This is a genomic window from Thermococcus indicus, from assembly GCF_006274605.1.
In the GTDB taxonomy this organism is placed as follows: domain Archaea; phylum Methanobacteriota_B; class Thermococci; order Thermococcales; family Thermococcaceae; genus Thermococcus; species Thermococcus indicus.
On record NZ_CP040846.1, the window covers coordinates 950,842 to 966,181 of the forward strand.

A 15,340-nucleotide genomic window follows, 5' to 3' on the forward strand; every position below is an offset into this window, starting at 1 on the left:
ACCACCTCATTCTATATACATTCCCTCCAGACCGCGGTAGTAGGCGCGGTATATGTCCCTTTTGGTGACCACCCCGACGAGCCTCCTGCTCTCGGGGCTTTCCAGGACGGGCAGGAGGTTCTGGTCGTGGGCCATGAGCTTCTCGAAGGCATCCTCCGCAGTTTCCGTTGGATAAGTTACTCCGTAGGGCCGGCGGATGAATCGCTTCACCGGAAGCCGCTTTACACCCGACGGCTTTTTTAGAATGTCCTTTATTCCGATTATACCAACCACTTCCATTTTCTCGTTGACCACGGGGAAGCAGTCGTGTCCGGTTTCACCTATCAGGTGCTCCACGTCAAAGAGAGTCCTGTTCTCGGTCACATAGACCGGCTCGCGGGTCATTATCTCGCCTACGGATATCGTTTCCAGGATTACGGGCTTTCCGGTCTTGACGCGGTAGCCCTTTCTGATGAGCTTGAGGGTGTAGATGGACTCCCCGTTGAGGAAGAATCTCGCGGTAAGGAAGCCTATGGTCGCGGAGGTCATCACCGCAGGGAGAACCGCGTAGCTTCTCGTTAGTTCGGTCACCATTAGTATCTGGGTCAGCGGTGCTTGAGTCATTCCGCTGAAGAAGGCCGCCATTCCCGCTAGAGCATAAACGGCAGGATTGGCACCGAGACCCGGGAAGAGGAGTCTCACGACCTCCCCAAAGGCAGCTCCGAACATCGTTCCTATGTAGAGGCTCGGGGCGAAGACGCCGCCGCTCTGGCCGGATCCTATCGTCAGGGCCGTTGCCAGCATCTTAACCAGTCCGAGAATTATGAGCAGCTCTACCGCCAGCTCCCCGTAGAAGGCCATCTTCATCCCCTCGTAGCCTATTCCGAATATACCGTAGGCCGGGAACAGCATCCCCAGAACTCCGACCCCAAAACCGCCCATCACGGGTTTTATGATTTCGGGCACGTTGGCCTTCGAAAATCCGTCAACCACGCGGTAGAGGAAGCGGGCGTAGAACGCCGCCAGAAGGCCGAGGCCCAGGCCAAGGAGAAAGAACAGGGGGAGCTCTGGCAGTGTATGGCCGATCTCTCCGGGAACCTCTATCTCCACCGCCCCCTTGAGAACGGCGAGCGTCAGGGCGTTGCCGGTGACGGCGGCGATGAATATGGGCACGAGGTTTATCGAGAAAGCCCCCATGTAGACAACCTCCAGGGCGAACATTGCCCCCGCGAGCGGGGTGTTGAAGGTTCCGGCTATGCCCGCCGCCAGGCCACATGTTACGAGGAGCTTTTTCATCTCCCTCGATAGGTTGAACCAGCGCGCCAGAATGGAGGTCAGGGAAGCTCCGATGAACCCTATCGGCCCCTCACGCCCCACGCTGCCACCGGAGCCTATGGTTATCGCGGTGGCTATCGTCTTCAGAACCGCGAACTTTCCGGGGATGTTGCCCCCCTTGAATATGACCGCCTCTATGACCTCGGGGATGCCGTTTCCCTTGATTTCGGGGCATTTGATTACGAAGAACGCAACGATGAACGCGCCGAGCGTGGGGAGGAGGATGTATCCGATATTAAAGCTCCCGACGTTATAAGAAACGTTCGGGAGAAGCCATTCAAAGAAGAACCTGTGAACGAATCCTATGAACACCCTGAAAACGACGGCCCCTACACCTCCCACTAGGCCGGCCAGTATGGAGAACACCATTACGATGCCCCACTTCCTGAGGTACGCCCCGTCTCCGGAGGTCATCAAATGGGGGTTGGTGTCCCAAATAAAAAGCTTAAGCTTTTATACCACCTTCCCGAACTCCCACCGGTGGAAACTATGAAAGTTGAAGGATTTGTTGCTTCCCTTAGAAACGCCGAGAGTATAGGCGAGCTTTTCAAGATACTGGCCGAGAAAGGTGCCCCCCTGGCCGAGCTGGACGGGAAGAGGTTTCTCATCGTCGTTGAGGGTGACTTTGAGGGCAGAAAGTTCTGGACCGAGATAAACGGAGAGAAGGCCAACCAGGCCCTCGGCGATGCGATGCTCAACTCCTCAAGCTTCCCCTTCAAGTGCAGGCGCCCCTACACGGGCGGAAACGTTATCTTTGTGGACTTCGGCGATATTGAGGTCGAGGAGTTCCTCGTTGCGTACCGCGACCCCGAGTACGGTATCTTTTACCGCGTCAGGAACGGAGAGGCCGAGGAGATAACAAAGGAGGAATACGAGAAACTGCTCCCCGAGATGCCCGAGTTCAAAATAAAGTCAATGAGCGAGGAGGAAATGAGCGCCATGGGGGCTTTCTTCGGCTGAGAAAAGGAGGGCTCACCCGGAGCCCTTCAGCTCTTTTATCCTCTTCTTCGTGCTCTCTATCCTCTCAACCTTTGCGCTGGCCTTCTGCGCCCTCGTTGTCTCTATCTCCTCCTTGAACGCCCATTTGAGCAGCGGCGGGGTTATCAGCACCGAGACAGTTATGAATATCAGCGTCGCCGCTATGAACTCGGGGGCATGCTCGGGGCTTATCGCTCCCCCGTGTATTGCCACCATAAGGTCAACGAGAGCAACTTCAGTTCTTGGCACGGAACCAATACCCATCTGGAGCGACATACGGAGGTTCTCCTTTGTGAAGAGGAAATCCCTTCCGCGGCCCCAGGCGGTTATCCACGCTCCCAGTCCCCTTCCCGCCACTTTTCCGAAGACGGCAACGGTGGTAAGAACCGCCGCGAGGATAAGGGCGTTGGCGTTTTGGAAGACGGTCAGGTTGAGCATCGCTCCCGCGTGGACGAAGAAGAAGGGTATCAGCAGGCCGTAGCCGATGGCCCTCACGTCCTCCATGAGGCGCTTTCCTTCGGGGAGTTTCGAGAGGACGAGGCCCATCATGAACGCACCCTCTATCGCAGCCGCGAACCAACCTTCAGCCAAAGCCGCGAAGAGGAACATCATTCCGAGAACCACTCCGAGGATTCCCTTCTCCACGTGAAGCCTCTCGGCGAATTTTATCTGACCTCCTCTCCGCCCTGAAGGGCGAGGGTTCCAGCGAGGAACCCCCTACCCAACTGGCGGGGAGGTTTGGGGGTTCTCATCAGGGCAACCCTTGAAAAGGGTTCTTCGAACCCCTCCGGCCCGGTCTCAGGCCAGTTACCCCTCCTCTGAGCGTAAAGACCGCTCAAGTTCGGGGTTATGGTTTTGAGAGCCTTCTTCAAAATATTAAAAGCTCCAACCAAGTCAGCATTGAAGATAAGCCCCGTTGCGGGACACTTAAATAATCCACGAATGAAGCGAGCCCCCTCGTGGGGCTTCCCGCAAACGGGGCAAAGCTTAGACGTGAAGGCCTCATTCACAACCACAACACAAATACCATACTCTTCCGCAACCTCAGTCAAGCGTTTAATCACGTAATTGAACCGCCAGACGTGAGAGAGGAGGAAATTCTGTTTACTGCCCTTATCAGAGTTTCTGGTTATGCCTTTCGGATAGCCAACGACAATTCTGCTAACTCCCAAATCGTAGAGTTTCTTAACAGTCTGTCTAATGGCGGTATTGATGTAGTGTTTTGCCTGAAGTTTCGCTTTATTGTGCATTTTCCTGAGTTTTCTACTCGTGTTAGCCCCACTCTTGTTGAGTTTGGACTGATACTCTGCAATCTTCTTCCGCCAGTAAAAGTCAATGCTCTTTACCGGCCTCCCGTTCACGAGGAGGCTTTTTCCGTTTTCAACGTAAACGGCCATGAGATTGTTTACTCCAAGGTCAATTCCCGCTGAGAGATTTCCCCGTGGTGTTCTTGGGAGTTTAATCCATTCCTCACCTTCGAGTTTTTCCTCAACTGCGAGGCTTAAGTGAGCATACCACTTCCTCTTTATGGAGTCGTAAGTTATTTCTAACCGCCCTTGCTTGCCCTTTAAGTGTATTCTGCCCTTGAATTGAATTTCAAGGCGTCCGAACTTCCCAAGACCTTTTAGAATAAGCTTATTCCCGTCAATCTTGTACTGGTCGTTTCTCAGGACGATTACGAGTTTTCTCTTCCTGTCTTCCTTCAAGTAGTTCGGTGGTTTTGGCTTGAGCCAGTCAGGAAGTTCTCCATTTCGCTTTTTTCGAAGGAGGGAGAAGAAGGAACGCCAGGCTTCCGCGTTTTTTCTGGCTATTTGCTGGACTGTGGCTGAACCGATTTCTCTCTTAAACTCCTTATAAACGGTCTTCTCTGTTGAGTTGAAGTCCACGATTTGCCCTTGGAAGAATTGTTGTCTCCTCAGGTAGTTTATTCTGTTCCAGACTTTGGCTCCAAGGTCGGCTAACTCAAAGAGTACTTTCTCTTGTTCTTTGCTTGGTTGGAGTTTTACCGTTACGCTCCTTTTCATTCCAAAGTATAGTGTGAGTTTTAGGCTTTAAAAAAGTATCGATCTTCCATTCGAAGACTCGTTAGTTTACTTGCCGTGCTCCCATCGTGAACGGCGAAGCTTGAGGAAGAAAAACATAAAAAATAAGTTCCCCGGCATGCTTATTAACTATGAAGGCAAAATCTTGGGGAGGAATAGCGATGTCTGTGACCGGTGCATCGAACGTCCTGGTTCCAAGCGTTGACCTGCTGGTCTACGTATTCTTCGTCGTCCTTGCGGTGGGACTGGTTTCACTCCTCGTGAGCAGGAGGTTCAATGTATCCTACATTCCCCTCTTCATGTTCCTCGGCATACTGGTCGGCCCCGTTCTTGGGCTCCTGAACCGGAACCTTGCCAACGAGCTCTTCAACTACGTCCGCGTCTTCGGCCTGGTGATGATACTCTTCACGGAGGGTCACACCCTCAGCTGGAAGATGCTCAAAAGGAACTTCAAGACCATACTGGCCCTGGACACCATCGGACTCCTTCTCACCGCGTTCATCATTGGCGGAATCTTTTCATGGCTCTTTCACGTGCCCTTCATCGTCGGGTTCCTTTTCGGGGCGATCATAGGTGCCACCGACCCGGCCACATTAATTCCCCTCTTCAGGCAGTACCGCGTCCGCGAGGACATCGAGACCGTCATCGTCACCGAGTCGATATTCAACGACCCGATGGGAATAGTTCTCGCATCGGTGGCCGTCGCGATGCTGGTTCCAGAGGCGTCCAGCGCGAGGTTTCTGGAGGCCATAGCCAGCTACATCGGTCTCTATCCAGCCGCCATCGTTTTCTTCCTGTATCAGATGGGTGCGTCGATACTCATGGGGGCACTGCTCGGTGTTGTCGGGTACAACATCCTGAAGAGGACGGAGGTTAGGGACTTCCCTGAGATCGTCATATTCTCCCTTGTGATGGCCTTTGGGGGCTTTCTTCTGGGTGAACTGACTCAAGCATCGGGCTACCTTGTGGCCACAGTTACGGGCATCGTTCTCGGCAACCATAAGGTCTTCTTCAGGGACGATATCTCCGTGGTCAAGAAGGTCATGAGGGCCGTCGAGAGGGAGGTTCACTTCAACGAGAGTCTCGCTACAATCTCCACCATCTTCATCTTCACCCTCCTGGGCGCGAGCCTGAACCCCGGGATAATAAAGGGCCACATCGTGGGGGGGTGTTATCATAGCGTTCGCCCTGATGCTGGTTGCAAGACCCCTTGCCTCCCTTCCCGTTCTGAAGTGGCGCTCCTTCAAGGACTACCTGTTCATATCGCTTGAGGGCCCGAGGGGCGTCGTTCCCGCTGCCCTTGCCAGCCTTCCCCTGACTCTTGGAATCACCTACAACAACCCCGACCTGGTTCAGTGGGGAGAAACCATCCTCAGCGTCACCATAATCACCGTCCTCGTCACGGTCCTCGTGGAGACCCTCTGGGTTCCGATACTCAGGAGGGAACTGCTCGAGGTGAGGAGCATCGAGAGGGAGATGGAGAAGGCAGGCTACCGGCCCAATTCTTAGGCCATCTTTTACGGTTCCCGAAGGGATTGGGTTTTGTTCTGGCTTATTTTGGTTCGGATGCGGCCCATTTTTGGCCGGCAAGTATATAAAGTTCGGCAGATTATAGAATTACACGGGAATGGTGGTTTGAATGCGGACTTGGGAAAGATGGGTGATCCTGCTGGCCAGGGGCATTGTTTTTATTGGTCTGATAAGTGCCTTGCAGTATGGCAAATCCGATCAGATAGCGGCCGCCGCGGCCGGGTTCGTGGCGCTGTTTGTCCCGGACATCGTCAGGAGGATCTATCCAAACCCAAGCAGGAGGATCTGGCCCTGGGTGAGCCCCTTTTACAACGATGGTGTTTACACACTCTTCTCGATATTCATGGCCGCCCACATAACGTTCCTCAACGTGCCATTCGTCCATCTGGATCTCTACAACCAGGTCTGGGGTGGAGCTGACATACCCAGTCACTACCTCAGTGGTCTTGTAACGTGGGTCATATTCAACGAGGTCGTTCTGGAATCGTCGAGGACGTACAATCTCAACTGGAGCCAGAGGAGGATAATCGGCATAAGTCTCTTTGCACTGGTCCTCGTGGGGGTTGTCTGGGAGTTCTTTGAGGTTGTAATGCAACCATCAATGCCGTGGCTCTATGAGAGCCTGAGAAACAAGACCCAGGACGTCGTGATGGAAGTTCTGGGCTTCCTTACTGGAATACTCCTGGTGTACCGCCTTGAGTACCCGTATTCCATGGTCAAGCCATTTCCGGGTAGTAGGGGAGCCGGAAAGGAACCCTCGGTTAGTGCGCTCCCTGATATAAAAAAAGTCGGGAGGTAATCACAACCGTCCCATCGCCCCGATGAAGTGGAACAGCAACTTTGCCGCCGTTAGGGCAGTCACGTCCCCAAGCTCGCTTCCCGCGACCTCCATTATGTCGAAGCCGGCTATCCTCTTGTTCTCCACGAGCCATTCCACGGCTTCAACGACGTCCCAGAACCTCAAACCACCCGCTTCGGGGGTTCCGGTAGATGGAACCAGGGAGAGGTCGAACGCGTCGATATCAATCGAGATGTAAACCGGCTCCGGGAGGGGCTTCACCAGCTCGACGAAGGCGTCAAAGCTGTAGTCCCTCGCGTGCACCCACTGAATTCCGCTCTCCTCTGCATAAGCCACCTCCTCCCTCGTGCCGCTCCTTATTCCGAACATCGCCTCCTTGACCCCGAGCTCCGCTATCCTCCTCGCCACGCAGGCGTGGTTGTATGGGTTGTCCTCGTAGCTCTCGCGCAGGTCGAGGTGGGCATCGAAGACGACGTAGCTTTTGGGTTTCAATGCCTCGACCGCCCCCAGGGTCTGGGAGTGCTCGCCGCCCAGGAGTATCGGGATAACAGAAGGATTGGCACGCTTGAGCTCCTCGACGGTTTCCCTAACCCTGTCCGCGGTCTTACGAGGATCACCGGCGACAACGGCAACGTCCCCGATGTCCGCTATGGGAAGTTCAGCTATGTCAACGTCGTAGTCGAGGACGTAGCTCTCGAGGTTGAGCGTCGCGTGCCTGATGAGCGTTGGCCCGAACCTCGCGCCGGGCTTGAAACTAGTCGTTCCGTCGAAGGGCACACCCAGGATAACGAATCTGGCATCCTCGGGCTCAGCAAGGGGAAATTCAAGCTTGAGCGTCTCGTAGGTGTACAGGAAGTCCATACTCGCACCTCCGGGAAGAATTGGAGTGTACTCTTAAAAGGTTGCGGGAAATAGAAGAGCGGAGAGGGCTCACTCGCCCTTGAGCCTCATTATCTTGATCCTGCCAAGGGTCTCCCAGTACTCGACGTTGATACCTTCCTTGAGCTGGTCCTTGACTTCGTCGGCGACGCCGCCCTCGAGCGGGATGTCGAAGAGCTCGTAGGTCTCCATGTCCATGATCTGGACGGTGTCCGGGGTCATGGCTATTATCTGGGCGGTTCTCTTGTCGATGATCGGAACGTCAACCTCGGCGCTGGTGGGCTTGACGATGCTCCTGACCTTGCCGTCGAAGATTCCAACGGCCTCGATCCTGGCCTTGGCTGAACCGTGCTTTCCGGGCGAGGAAACGGTTATGTTGCCGATCCTGCAGGGCTCACCGTCGATGAGGATGTACCTTCCGGGCTTGAGCTTGCTAACCTGAACCTTGGTCTTGTCTCCCATTTTTCAGACCTCCCATAAGCGTTCTAAAACCGATTGGGAAGGGTCTTTAAAAAATTTTTGAATAAAGGGAGAAATCAACGGCGGGTCTTCAGCAGCATGCCGTTCATGAGCACCGGCACGAGGAGCACGAGACCCAGCACCGCACCGATCTTCACCGGCATCTTCGGGGCGGTGAGCGAGTAGTAGAGGGTCGCCAGCCCGCTGACGAAGAGGAGCAGTATCACAGCCGAGACCACCGCTTTATTATGTGTCAGCTCCGAGGAAAGCAGCGGGTAGCTCTCGACCGCGGCCATGAGCGCCGCCACGGCAAATGGCACAACAACGAACATCGTCCTGACGTCACCCACCACCATGGCGCCGGCAACTATCATGCCTATGAGCCCCACGAACCCCAGGCTCTGGTTTCTCCCCAGCTGCATAACCTCGGAGAGCATCTGGCTGCCCATCTCTATGAGGATAATTATGGTCGTGAGGCCCGCGAGGTATAGGGACAGCATCAGTAGCGCTATGAGGGTCGTGTCGTTGGGCACGTTGCCCCTCAGTATCTCGGGAATCGAGTAGAACACCTCGATGGAATCCATCGGACTCTTCTCGCTGTTGGTGGCGTAGTCCTTGAGGTCGTTGAACTTCATGAAAAGCTTCATGGACTCATCCGCGGGGATGTTCGGGTTCTGGAACGCCTCGCCGTAGGCCTGGTAGGCGGCGCCCAGGGAGTAGGCGACGGTGAAAGCCGCGGCGAAGCTGAGGAGTATCTGGAGGGCGAAAACCGCCGCGAGGACTTTCCTCAGGTCGAGCTCCTCGGGGGTGAAGCTGCCTATAACGTAGTAAACCCCCGCGCCAAGACCAAGGGAGATGAAGACGGAAACGGTCATGAACAGAACTCCCCTCGTCGTCAGGGGCAGGTCAAAGGACGTTATTGAGGATACCGCACCCTCCATGTACTGGACCGCCTGTGGCGCGGTGACCGTGCTGAGTGCCTGGTTTCTGATCATGAACGCCGAAGCGAGGGCGAAGAGAACGAAGAGTATCGAGACGACCGAGATGAACTCGAGGGTTCTGCCCTTTGCCATTATGAGCATAATGACGGAGAGCAATACAGTTCCAAGGGCCAGGACTGGAATGTACCTCGAGCCCACCCCGAAGATGAGGGCGAGGCCGTAGGAGGAGTAGTAGGTGGTGACGCCGAGCATTATCATCAGGAACATCATCAGGCTGAATATCAGTGCGGGAGTCCTGGCTATCTTAAAGAACAGCTCGTATATGAGGTAGCGGGTCTTCTTGGTGCTCTCAGCCTCGCTGTATATCAGGAACAGTGCCACCAGCATCGGAAGGAGCGAAATCAGGAATCCCTTAAGCCCAAAGGTTATGTAGTACTTCGGCATAACCAGGAAGTTCCATATTCCAAGGACGTATCCGGCGATTAAGAACGCCATCAGGAAGCTTATTTTTCGCATGGATTAACACCCCCGGTAGGTTTACCTTTTGGTGCTGCTTTGAACGCCAAAAAATAAGCATAAACGAAATATAAAAACATTATGTAGCTTTTTCGCTTTTTTCAGGGAACCCAATGCTCAAAGTTGGTGATTATCTCGTTTACAATCGTCCAGGCCATCAACGGGGCCTCGTAAATGCTTATTTTTTTCCAGGGGACTTCGCTTCTAAAATCCCCGTGGGGAAAGCCGCCGACGATGACGAGTGGGTTCTCAAGTTCGCCCAGCATCTTCCCGAGGTCCTTTGGCTTTATCAGTTCGCCTTCCTCGTGCATCACGAAGATTCCATCGGGCTTTATCTCCTCCACGAGCTCTCCGAGGGACTTCTCCTCGATGCGGAGCAGCTCCAGGTCCCTCGGAACCGCGCGGTTCTTGAAGAGGCTCTCCATCAGCCCAACGAAGCGGTTGTAGTTCCTCGGGATCCTCGTCTCCGGCTTGATGTATATCACTTCGTCGTTCCTCGTGTGCACGTAGACCCTCAGCAGGCCCTCCTTGTTGGCAATGCTCTCGAGGGCGTTGAGGAGGCAGATGTGGACTATGTCCGGCCGCCCGCGCCTCTCGCCGTCCGGAAGCTTTTTGATGGCCGCGTGGTGGTAGGTGCTGTCCAGCAGTATCTCGTCCGGCCTCTTTCCCCGCCTCCTGGCGTGGTTTACAACGGCAGGATGGTCCAGTATGGCCTTCGGGACGAGCTCAAGCTCAGCCTCAGCTATCACCAGGTGGAGCATTCTCCCACCTCTCGAGCCTTATGCCCCTTTCGGCAATCTCGTCGGCGATTCTTCCGAAGGTGTCTATGCGCATTCCGAGTATCTCCGGAGGAATAACGCCGAAGATGCAGCCCTTCTCGGCCACGAGTCTGGCCACTATCGCCGCGGTGAACCCCGTGACGCGGGCCATCGAGGTGAAGCCATCCCTCTCCTCATCGTACAGGAGGTAGCCTATCTCCTTTTCCTCGCCGTCCAGCGTTCCCCTTCCGACCACCTGCATTATCGAGAAGTCCGGGCTCTCGTAGGTCATGAGGGGAGCTATGACCTCGAGCGTCTTATCGACGTGCTCCTCCTTGAAGAAGCCGAGCTCCCTCAAAACCCTCATCTTCTCCAGGTGTCCCGGCCAGCGCAGCGTCCACTCCTCCAGTTTCTCCGCCCTAACGCTCTCCAGGAGGCTCCTCAGGCCGTCGCTCACGAAGGCCTCGAACTCGAAGTCCCCCACGGTTACCTTCTCGATTCTCTCGAAGGGGTCAACGGCGGTGACCTCGCCGTCCCTTATCACGCGCGCCGGCCTCGTGTACTCCTCAATTAAATCCTTCGGTGACCATGTAATTCTGTAATAGAGCGGTGGCCTTGGCTCCTTGGGGAGGCCGCCAACGTAGATGTAGCCCTCCCTCAGCTCGTCCATCTCCTGCCAGATGCGCCCCATCAGGATGTGGCTCAGCCCGGGGGCAAAGCCGGCGTCGAAGATGACGGTGACTTGAGCCTTCTCCGCTTCATCGCGAAGCTCCAGAGGGTTCTCCGGCATGAACGAGACATCGACCATGTCAACGCCCGCTTTTATAGCAGCCCTGACCGATTGGTACCCGAACCTCCCTGGCAGGGCACCGACAACAAGCTCGAAACCCTTCATGGCCTCGACCAGTTCACTGAAGTCAGCCGCGTTCACCTTCACCGGCGTTGCGAACTCGGAAATCGCCTTCAGCCTCTCATCGCTGACGTCCCCAACGTGAACGTCGAACTCGTCCCTCAAATCCCAGGCTACGGCCCTACCGACGTTTCCGGCACCGAGAACAAGAACCTTCATGGTAACACCCTTAGTAACTTGGCGAAGGTATATATAAGCCCTGCTCCTACTCTTCTTGATGCCGATACGACTTCCCCTCTTTCGAAAAAAGGTCCTGGAGCTGCTGTCCTCCACCGACGAGACGAAGGTCATGCACATCAGCGACACCCCGGAGAGCGCCTACCGCTTCATAGGTGAGCTTATCGAGGAGGTCCGCCCGGAGTACGTTATCCACACGGGCGACCTCGCGGACAACATAAAACTTGAGCGAAGACCCGACATGAAGCCGCTCTACATTGGGGCGGTGAGGAAGCTGGCCCGCGTACTCAAAAACCCCGGGATGGAACTCTACGTGGTCCCCGGCAACGAGGATGATCCCCCGGTAGTCCGGGAGTTCTTCAGGGAAAGCGTCGTCGAACCCGGAACCATCGTTGAGATAGTGGGCAGAAGGTTCGCCCTTGGCCACACGTGGAGGGAGGTAGCCAACCTGGACGCCGATTTCAGACTGTACGGCCACAACTTTAAGCTGATAGACCGGGGACTGAACGGCGTCCTCGGTGTTAACTTCGTTCTTCTCCCGAGCGGGAAGGCCTACCGGGTGAAGTATCCCGGCGGGACGGATTTTGAGAGGGGATACAAGATGTGGAGGGGATTATGATGAAGGTTCTCCGCTTTGGGCCGTCCATTATTTTCCTCAGAACCGGGGACATCCCGGCCGTGAAGAGGGCCCTCTCTGAGGCCTTTGGGGTCGATGAGATACCAACGGACGATGCGATTAAGAGGAGCAGCGAGTTCGAGACGATAGTCTTCGTCACGGACGAATGGAAGAAGGAGACGATACCGCCTGAGACGGCGTTTCTTCTGAGCTGTCATGCTCCCGTCGTTCTGAGCACGGTGGTTAACAGAAGGCTTCCGGTAGAAAAGGTTCATGTGGAGAGCACGCTGGTATTCATAAGGGTCCCCAGCAAGGTTGAGGAGGGCCTGAAGCTCCTCTCCGAAAAGTATGGCGGAGAGATAATGGACATAAGGACCGCCCTTGACGAGGGTGAGGCCGGAGACACTATAATCGGCGTAACCAGGAAGAAGCTCAACTCCCCAATCGGGCCGGAGGACATCGATGGTGCAGTCCTCGTCCGCAGGGACTTTCTTGAGGTTTACAGGGAGCTGAGCGTTGACCTCCCGGTTCTGCTCCTCAAGCTGATGCCCGAGTGGAACGAGATCACGATTAAAATCTACGACACCGACAAGCGCTACGAGGAGAACATAGAGCGGCTGATGATGGTCATAGAGGACCTTGACCTTGGCTTCGTCGTTGGAGAGGGCTGGGACTGGGACTATCCAAGGCCGTTCATGCGCGTTCCGGTTTACAAGCTCAAGCTCCTGACGTGGGAGGACCCGGTTCGCGTTAAGTTCCTGCTCAAAGGCATTGAGTACCACGGCTACAAGCGCCTCTGCGACATAGACGTTTTTGTCGAGGGAAAGAAGATTCACTGGACGGCCCTCGGGAAGTTCGATTCAAAGTTCGAGCTGGCCAAGGCCGCGCGGGAAGAGCTGGAGAGGAACCTCAGCGGGGATGTTCTGGAGAGGCTTAGAAAAGTAGAGGAAGCCCTGGTTGCGGAATCAAAGGATTAAAGCTTTTTAATCTTTGTAACAAAAAAGCCGCTCGTCCCGTGCCTGTCGGGATAGAAGCGCCTTGCCTTCCTTATTTCCTCACTCAGCTCGATTCCGAAGGGGTTTGTCAGTGCTGGCTCGCCGTGGCGGAGCGGAAGCAGTTCAACGTTGAAGTTATCAAGAACCCACTGGATAACGAACTCGTTTTCTTCGGGCTCGAGGGAGCAGGTGGAGTAGACGAGGATTCCTCCTTTCTTGAGGACGCTCAGTCCCTTTTCGAGGAGCTTCATCTGAAGGTTCTGGCAGAACCTGACATCCTCCATCGTGCGGCTGGACTTTCTCTCGGGATTCTTGTGTATGGTGCCTGAGCCGGTGCACGGGGCGTCGAGGAGTATTTTGTCGAACTCGACGCCAAGTTCGTCTATGTGGAGCGAGGACTTGTGGATGAGCACGGTATTGGTTATCCCGAGGCGCGAGAGGTTTAACCGGGTCTCCTTCAAGCGCTCCTCACCGACGTCGAAGGCGTAGATTATCCCCTCGTTCTCCATGAGCTGAGCCATGTAGCTCGTCTTTCCGCCGGGGGCGGCGGCCATATCCGCAACTACCTCGCCGGGCTTAGGTTCGAGAGCTACGGGAGGATACATCGAGCTGGCCTCCTGAATGTAGAGGAGGCCGCTGAGATATTCCGGGGTGGAGGTTATCGAGAAAGGCTCACGCGTGAGACAGAAACCTTCCCTCGCCCAGGGGACTCTCTTAAACTGGAAGCCCTTCTTGTTGAGGAGTTTGGTGAGCCCTGGAACTTCGATGCGAAGGGTATTCACGCGAAAGCACCTTGGCAGGGGCCTCTCCATTGCCTCTGCTATGCTTAAGGCCCTCTCGCCCCATAGCTTGTAATAGCGCTCCGCGAAGGTTTTTGAGTAGCCGAGACTAAAGAGCTTTTCCAGCATGGGGGAGAGTTGGGATAGGGGTTTAAAATCATATTGACCTTCTGCTCTTCTCCAGACCGTAGAGGTAGAGCGAGACCGGGACGGTGTCTTTCCCAAGCTCGTCCTTTGAGAGGTAGATGACAGGGAATGAATAGGTTTTCCGCTTTACCTTTCCGTACTTGACCTCGATTCCGAAGAACTTTCCATGCTCCTTTATCACGAGGTCGCACTCCTTGTTCCTGTCGTAGTAGAAGCCCGCAAAGGCGTGCTTCTCCCGGAGTATAGGCTCCTCAATGTGCCATATGGCGTGGGAGGCGACGGTGTTTTCAACGAGCCACTCCACGTTGGCCTCAACGAACTCAACCGGATTCTCCCCGAGGTAAACCGCGAGGGCAGTCGCTATGAGCGGGCTCTGAAAGACTATCTTCTTTTCCTTCCGGTGGGCGTGCCGTTTTTTGGTTATGTCCCAGGCCTCAAGGGTGTAAATCACCCTCGCGCTCTCAAGGGTCGAAAGGTATTCCCTCACCGTTGGGTGGGAAACCCCGATTTCCCCTGCGAGGGTCACGTAATCAACGCGGTTGCCCCTGAGCCTGAAAATCGCCTCCAAGAGCTCCCTCGCAATCTCCTCGCTCTTCCCGGATTTTGCAATCTCGCCGAGGACCAGCCTTATTATCTCCTCGTAGCGTTCCTCCTTCACCGTTCTGGAGCGTTTAAACTCAAGAATCGCCTCCGGAAAACCGCCCGTGAGAAGGTACGAGTAGAACAGCCCTTCAAGCTCCTCATACCAGGGGAAGATGCCATCAACGTCCGGTTCACTGTACCGAAATGAGACGTCGGGCAGTTTGGGGTTCATAAACCGTGCGAATTCCCTGAAGTTGAGGGGGTCGAAGTAGTACTCGTTGCCCTCAATGCCCCTGCCGGGTAAAAGCTCGGCCTTCTTCTCCAGCTCAACAGGATTCGAGCCTGTGGCTACTGTAGTTATCCCTTCTTCGCCGAGTTCCTTGAGTAGGAGACGCCAGCCATCGAGATAAGTTATCTCGTCGAGGAAAACATAAAGCTCCCCGTGTCTCAGCCTTAGCTCGTCTATAAAGCCCTTAACTTCCCTCCGCGTGAACCTGTCGCAGGGAATGTAGACGATTCTCTGAGCGGGTATGTCTTCCGAGATTAGCCTCTTCACGAGGGTTTTAATGTAAAAGCTCTTGCCGGCACGGCGGATTCCTCTGAGGAGCGTTATAGAACCTTCTCTTATCCCAATTTCCTTTCTTGGGATTACCTCCTTTGCACGGGAGAGGTTCGGGTCTTCCCGCTCCCAGCCTTCTCCCCTCCACCACGGGTTGTGCCTGACGAGTTTAACTATCTTGACTGTCATGTGTGAAAGTGCGCTTTCATAGCTTATAAGATTTATGAAGCTCAACTTTCACAGAAGGTACATTTTATGAAAGTGCACTTTCATAAACTGCACCATTTATGAAAGCTGGTTTTCATAAATGCGGAGGACATAAAGGGAGTTTATAAAGCCCCAGAAGGTCAGAGAACTCC

The 15,340-nt window shown here is 54.8% G+C and carries 15 protein-coding genes and 1 pseudogene; 6 read left to right on the top strand and 10 right to left on the bottom strand.

The window, feature by feature from the left end; translation table 11 throughout:
• Positions 1-6 precede the first annotated feature (6 nt).
• On the bottom strand, positions 7-1,728 hold the full coding sequence (locus FH039_RS05145) for a chloride channel protein (RefSeq protein ID WP_139680462.1): 1,722 nt from the start codon (positions 1,726-1,728) through the stop codon (positions 7-9).
• 75 nt (positions 1,729-1,803) lie between these two features.
• Here FH039_RS05145 and FH039_RS05150 point away from each other — a divergent pair, with 75 nt between their 5' ends.
• A complete protein-coding gene (locus FH039_RS05150; RefSeq protein ID WP_139681661.1) occupies positions 1,804-2,274 on the top strand; it encodes a hypothetical protein in 471 nt (156 codons plus the stop codon).
• Between the two features lie 12 nt (positions 2,275-2,286).
• On the opposite strand, the pseudogene FH039_RS05155 reads toward FH039_RS05150, so the two are convergent.
• Positions 2,287-2,961, bottom strand: a pseudogene (locus tag FH039_RS05155) (cation:proton antiporter); the annotation flags it as partial.
• Positions 2,958-4,316 carry an RNA-guided endonuclease InsQ/TnpB family protein gene (locus tag FH039_RS05160; RefSeq protein ID WP_240703284.1) on the bottom strand — a complete coding sequence of 453 codons (1,359 nt, stop codon included), beginning with the start codon at positions 4,314-4,316 and terminating at the stop codon, positions 2,958-2,960. The pseudogene FH039_RS05155 and the gene FH039_RS05160, both read right to left, overlap by 4 nt.
• 149 nt (positions 4,317-4,465) lie before the next feature.
• Here FH039_RS05160 and FH039_RS05165 point away from each other — a divergent pair, with 149 nt between their 5' ends.
• From FH039_RS05165 to FH039_RS05170, 3 genes are all read left to right on the top strand, one after another.
• Complete coding sequence (locus FH039_RS05165) at positions 4,466-5,605, top strand: cation:proton antiporter (RefSeq protein ID WP_276607310.1); 1,140 nt, start codon at positions 4,466-4,468, stop codon at positions 5,603-5,605.
• The gene (locus tag FH039_RS12475; protein ID WP_276607311.1) at positions 5,526-5,843 is read left to right on the top strand and encodes a cation:proton antiporter domain-containing protein; all 318 of its coding nucleotides are present in this window, start codon (positions 5,526-5,528) and stop codon (positions 5,841-5,843) included. The genes FH039_RS05165 and FH039_RS12475 overlap by 80 nt, the downstream gene beginning before the upstream one ends.
• A 130-nt stretch (positions 5,844-5,973) precedes the next feature.
• Entirely contained in the window at positions 5,974-6,663 is a 690-nt protein-coding gene (locus tag FH039_RS05170; RefSeq protein ID WP_240703285.1) for a hypothetical protein, read from the top strand.
• On the opposite strand, the gene speB is transcribed toward FH039_RS05170, so the two are convergent.
• The 5 genes from speB to FH039_RS05195 form a co-directional block, all read right to left on the bottom strand.
• The gene (gene speB, locus FH039_RS05175) at positions 6,664-7,524 is read right to left on the bottom strand and encodes an agmatinase (protein WP_139680463.1); all 861 of its coding nucleotides are present in this window, start codon (positions 7,522-7,524) and stop codon (positions 6,664-6,666) included. It lies immediately after the preceding gene.
• Between the two features lie 69 nt (positions 7,525-7,593).
• On the bottom strand, positions 7,594-8,004 hold the full coding sequence (locus FH039_RS05180) for a translation initiation factor IF-5A (RefSeq protein ID WP_139680464.1): 411 nt from the start codon (positions 8,002-8,004) through the stop codon (positions 7,594-7,596).
• A gap of 74 nt (positions 8,005-8,078) precedes the next feature.
• Complete coding sequence (locus FH039_RS05185; RefSeq protein ID WP_139680465.1) at positions 8,079-9,458, bottom strand: sodium-dependent transporter; 1,380 nt, start codon at positions 9,456-9,458, stop codon at positions 8,079-8,081.
• A gap of 101 nt (positions 9,459-9,559) precedes the next feature.
• Complete coding sequence (locus tag FH039_RS05190; RefSeq protein ID WP_139680466.1) at positions 9,560-10,219, bottom strand: 16S rRNA methyltransferase; 660 nt, start codon at positions 10,217-10,219, stop codon at positions 9,560-9,562.
• A complete protein-coding gene (locus FH039_RS05195; RefSeq protein WP_139680467.1) occupies positions 10,197-11,285 on the bottom strand; it encodes a saccharopine dehydrogenase family protein in 1,089 nt (362 codons plus the stop codon). Before FH039_RS05195 ends, FH039_RS05190 begins: the two co-directional genes overlap by 23 nt.
• Before the next feature lie 58 nt (positions 11,286-11,343).
• Here FH039_RS05195 and FH039_RS05200 point away from each other — a divergent pair, with 58 nt between their 5' ends.
• A complete protein-coding gene (locus FH039_RS05200) occupies positions 11,344-11,922 on the top strand; it encodes a metallophosphoesterase (RefSeq protein ID WP_139680468.1) in 579 nt (192 codons plus the stop codon).
• Positions 11,922-12,896, top strand: a complete 975-nt coding sequence (locus FH039_RS05205; protein ID WP_139680469.1) for a hypothetical protein — start codon at positions 11,922-11,924, stop codon at positions 12,894-12,896. The genes FH039_RS05200 and FH039_RS05205 overlap by 1 nt, the downstream gene beginning before the upstream one ends.
• Here FH039_RS05205 and FH039_RS05210 read toward each other — a convergent pair.
• Together FH039_RS05210 and FH039_RS05215 are read right to left on the bottom strand one after the other, a co-directional pair.
• Positions 12,893-13,822 carry an NOL1/NOP2/sun family putative RNA methylase gene (locus FH039_RS05210; protein WP_139680470.1) on the bottom strand — a complete coding sequence of 310 codons (930 nt, stop codon included), beginning with the start codon at positions 13,820-13,822 and terminating at the stop codon, positions 12,893-12,895. The two genes, FH039_RS05205 and FH039_RS05210, sit on opposite strands and share 4 nt — an antisense overlap.
• Before the next feature lie 28 nt (positions 13,823-13,850).
• Complete coding sequence (locus FH039_RS05215; RefSeq protein ID WP_139680471.1) at positions 13,851-15,170, bottom strand: ATP-binding protein; 1,320 nt, start codon at positions 15,168-15,170, stop codon at positions 13,851-13,853.
• Positions 15,171-15,340: the final 170 nt, after the last annotated feature.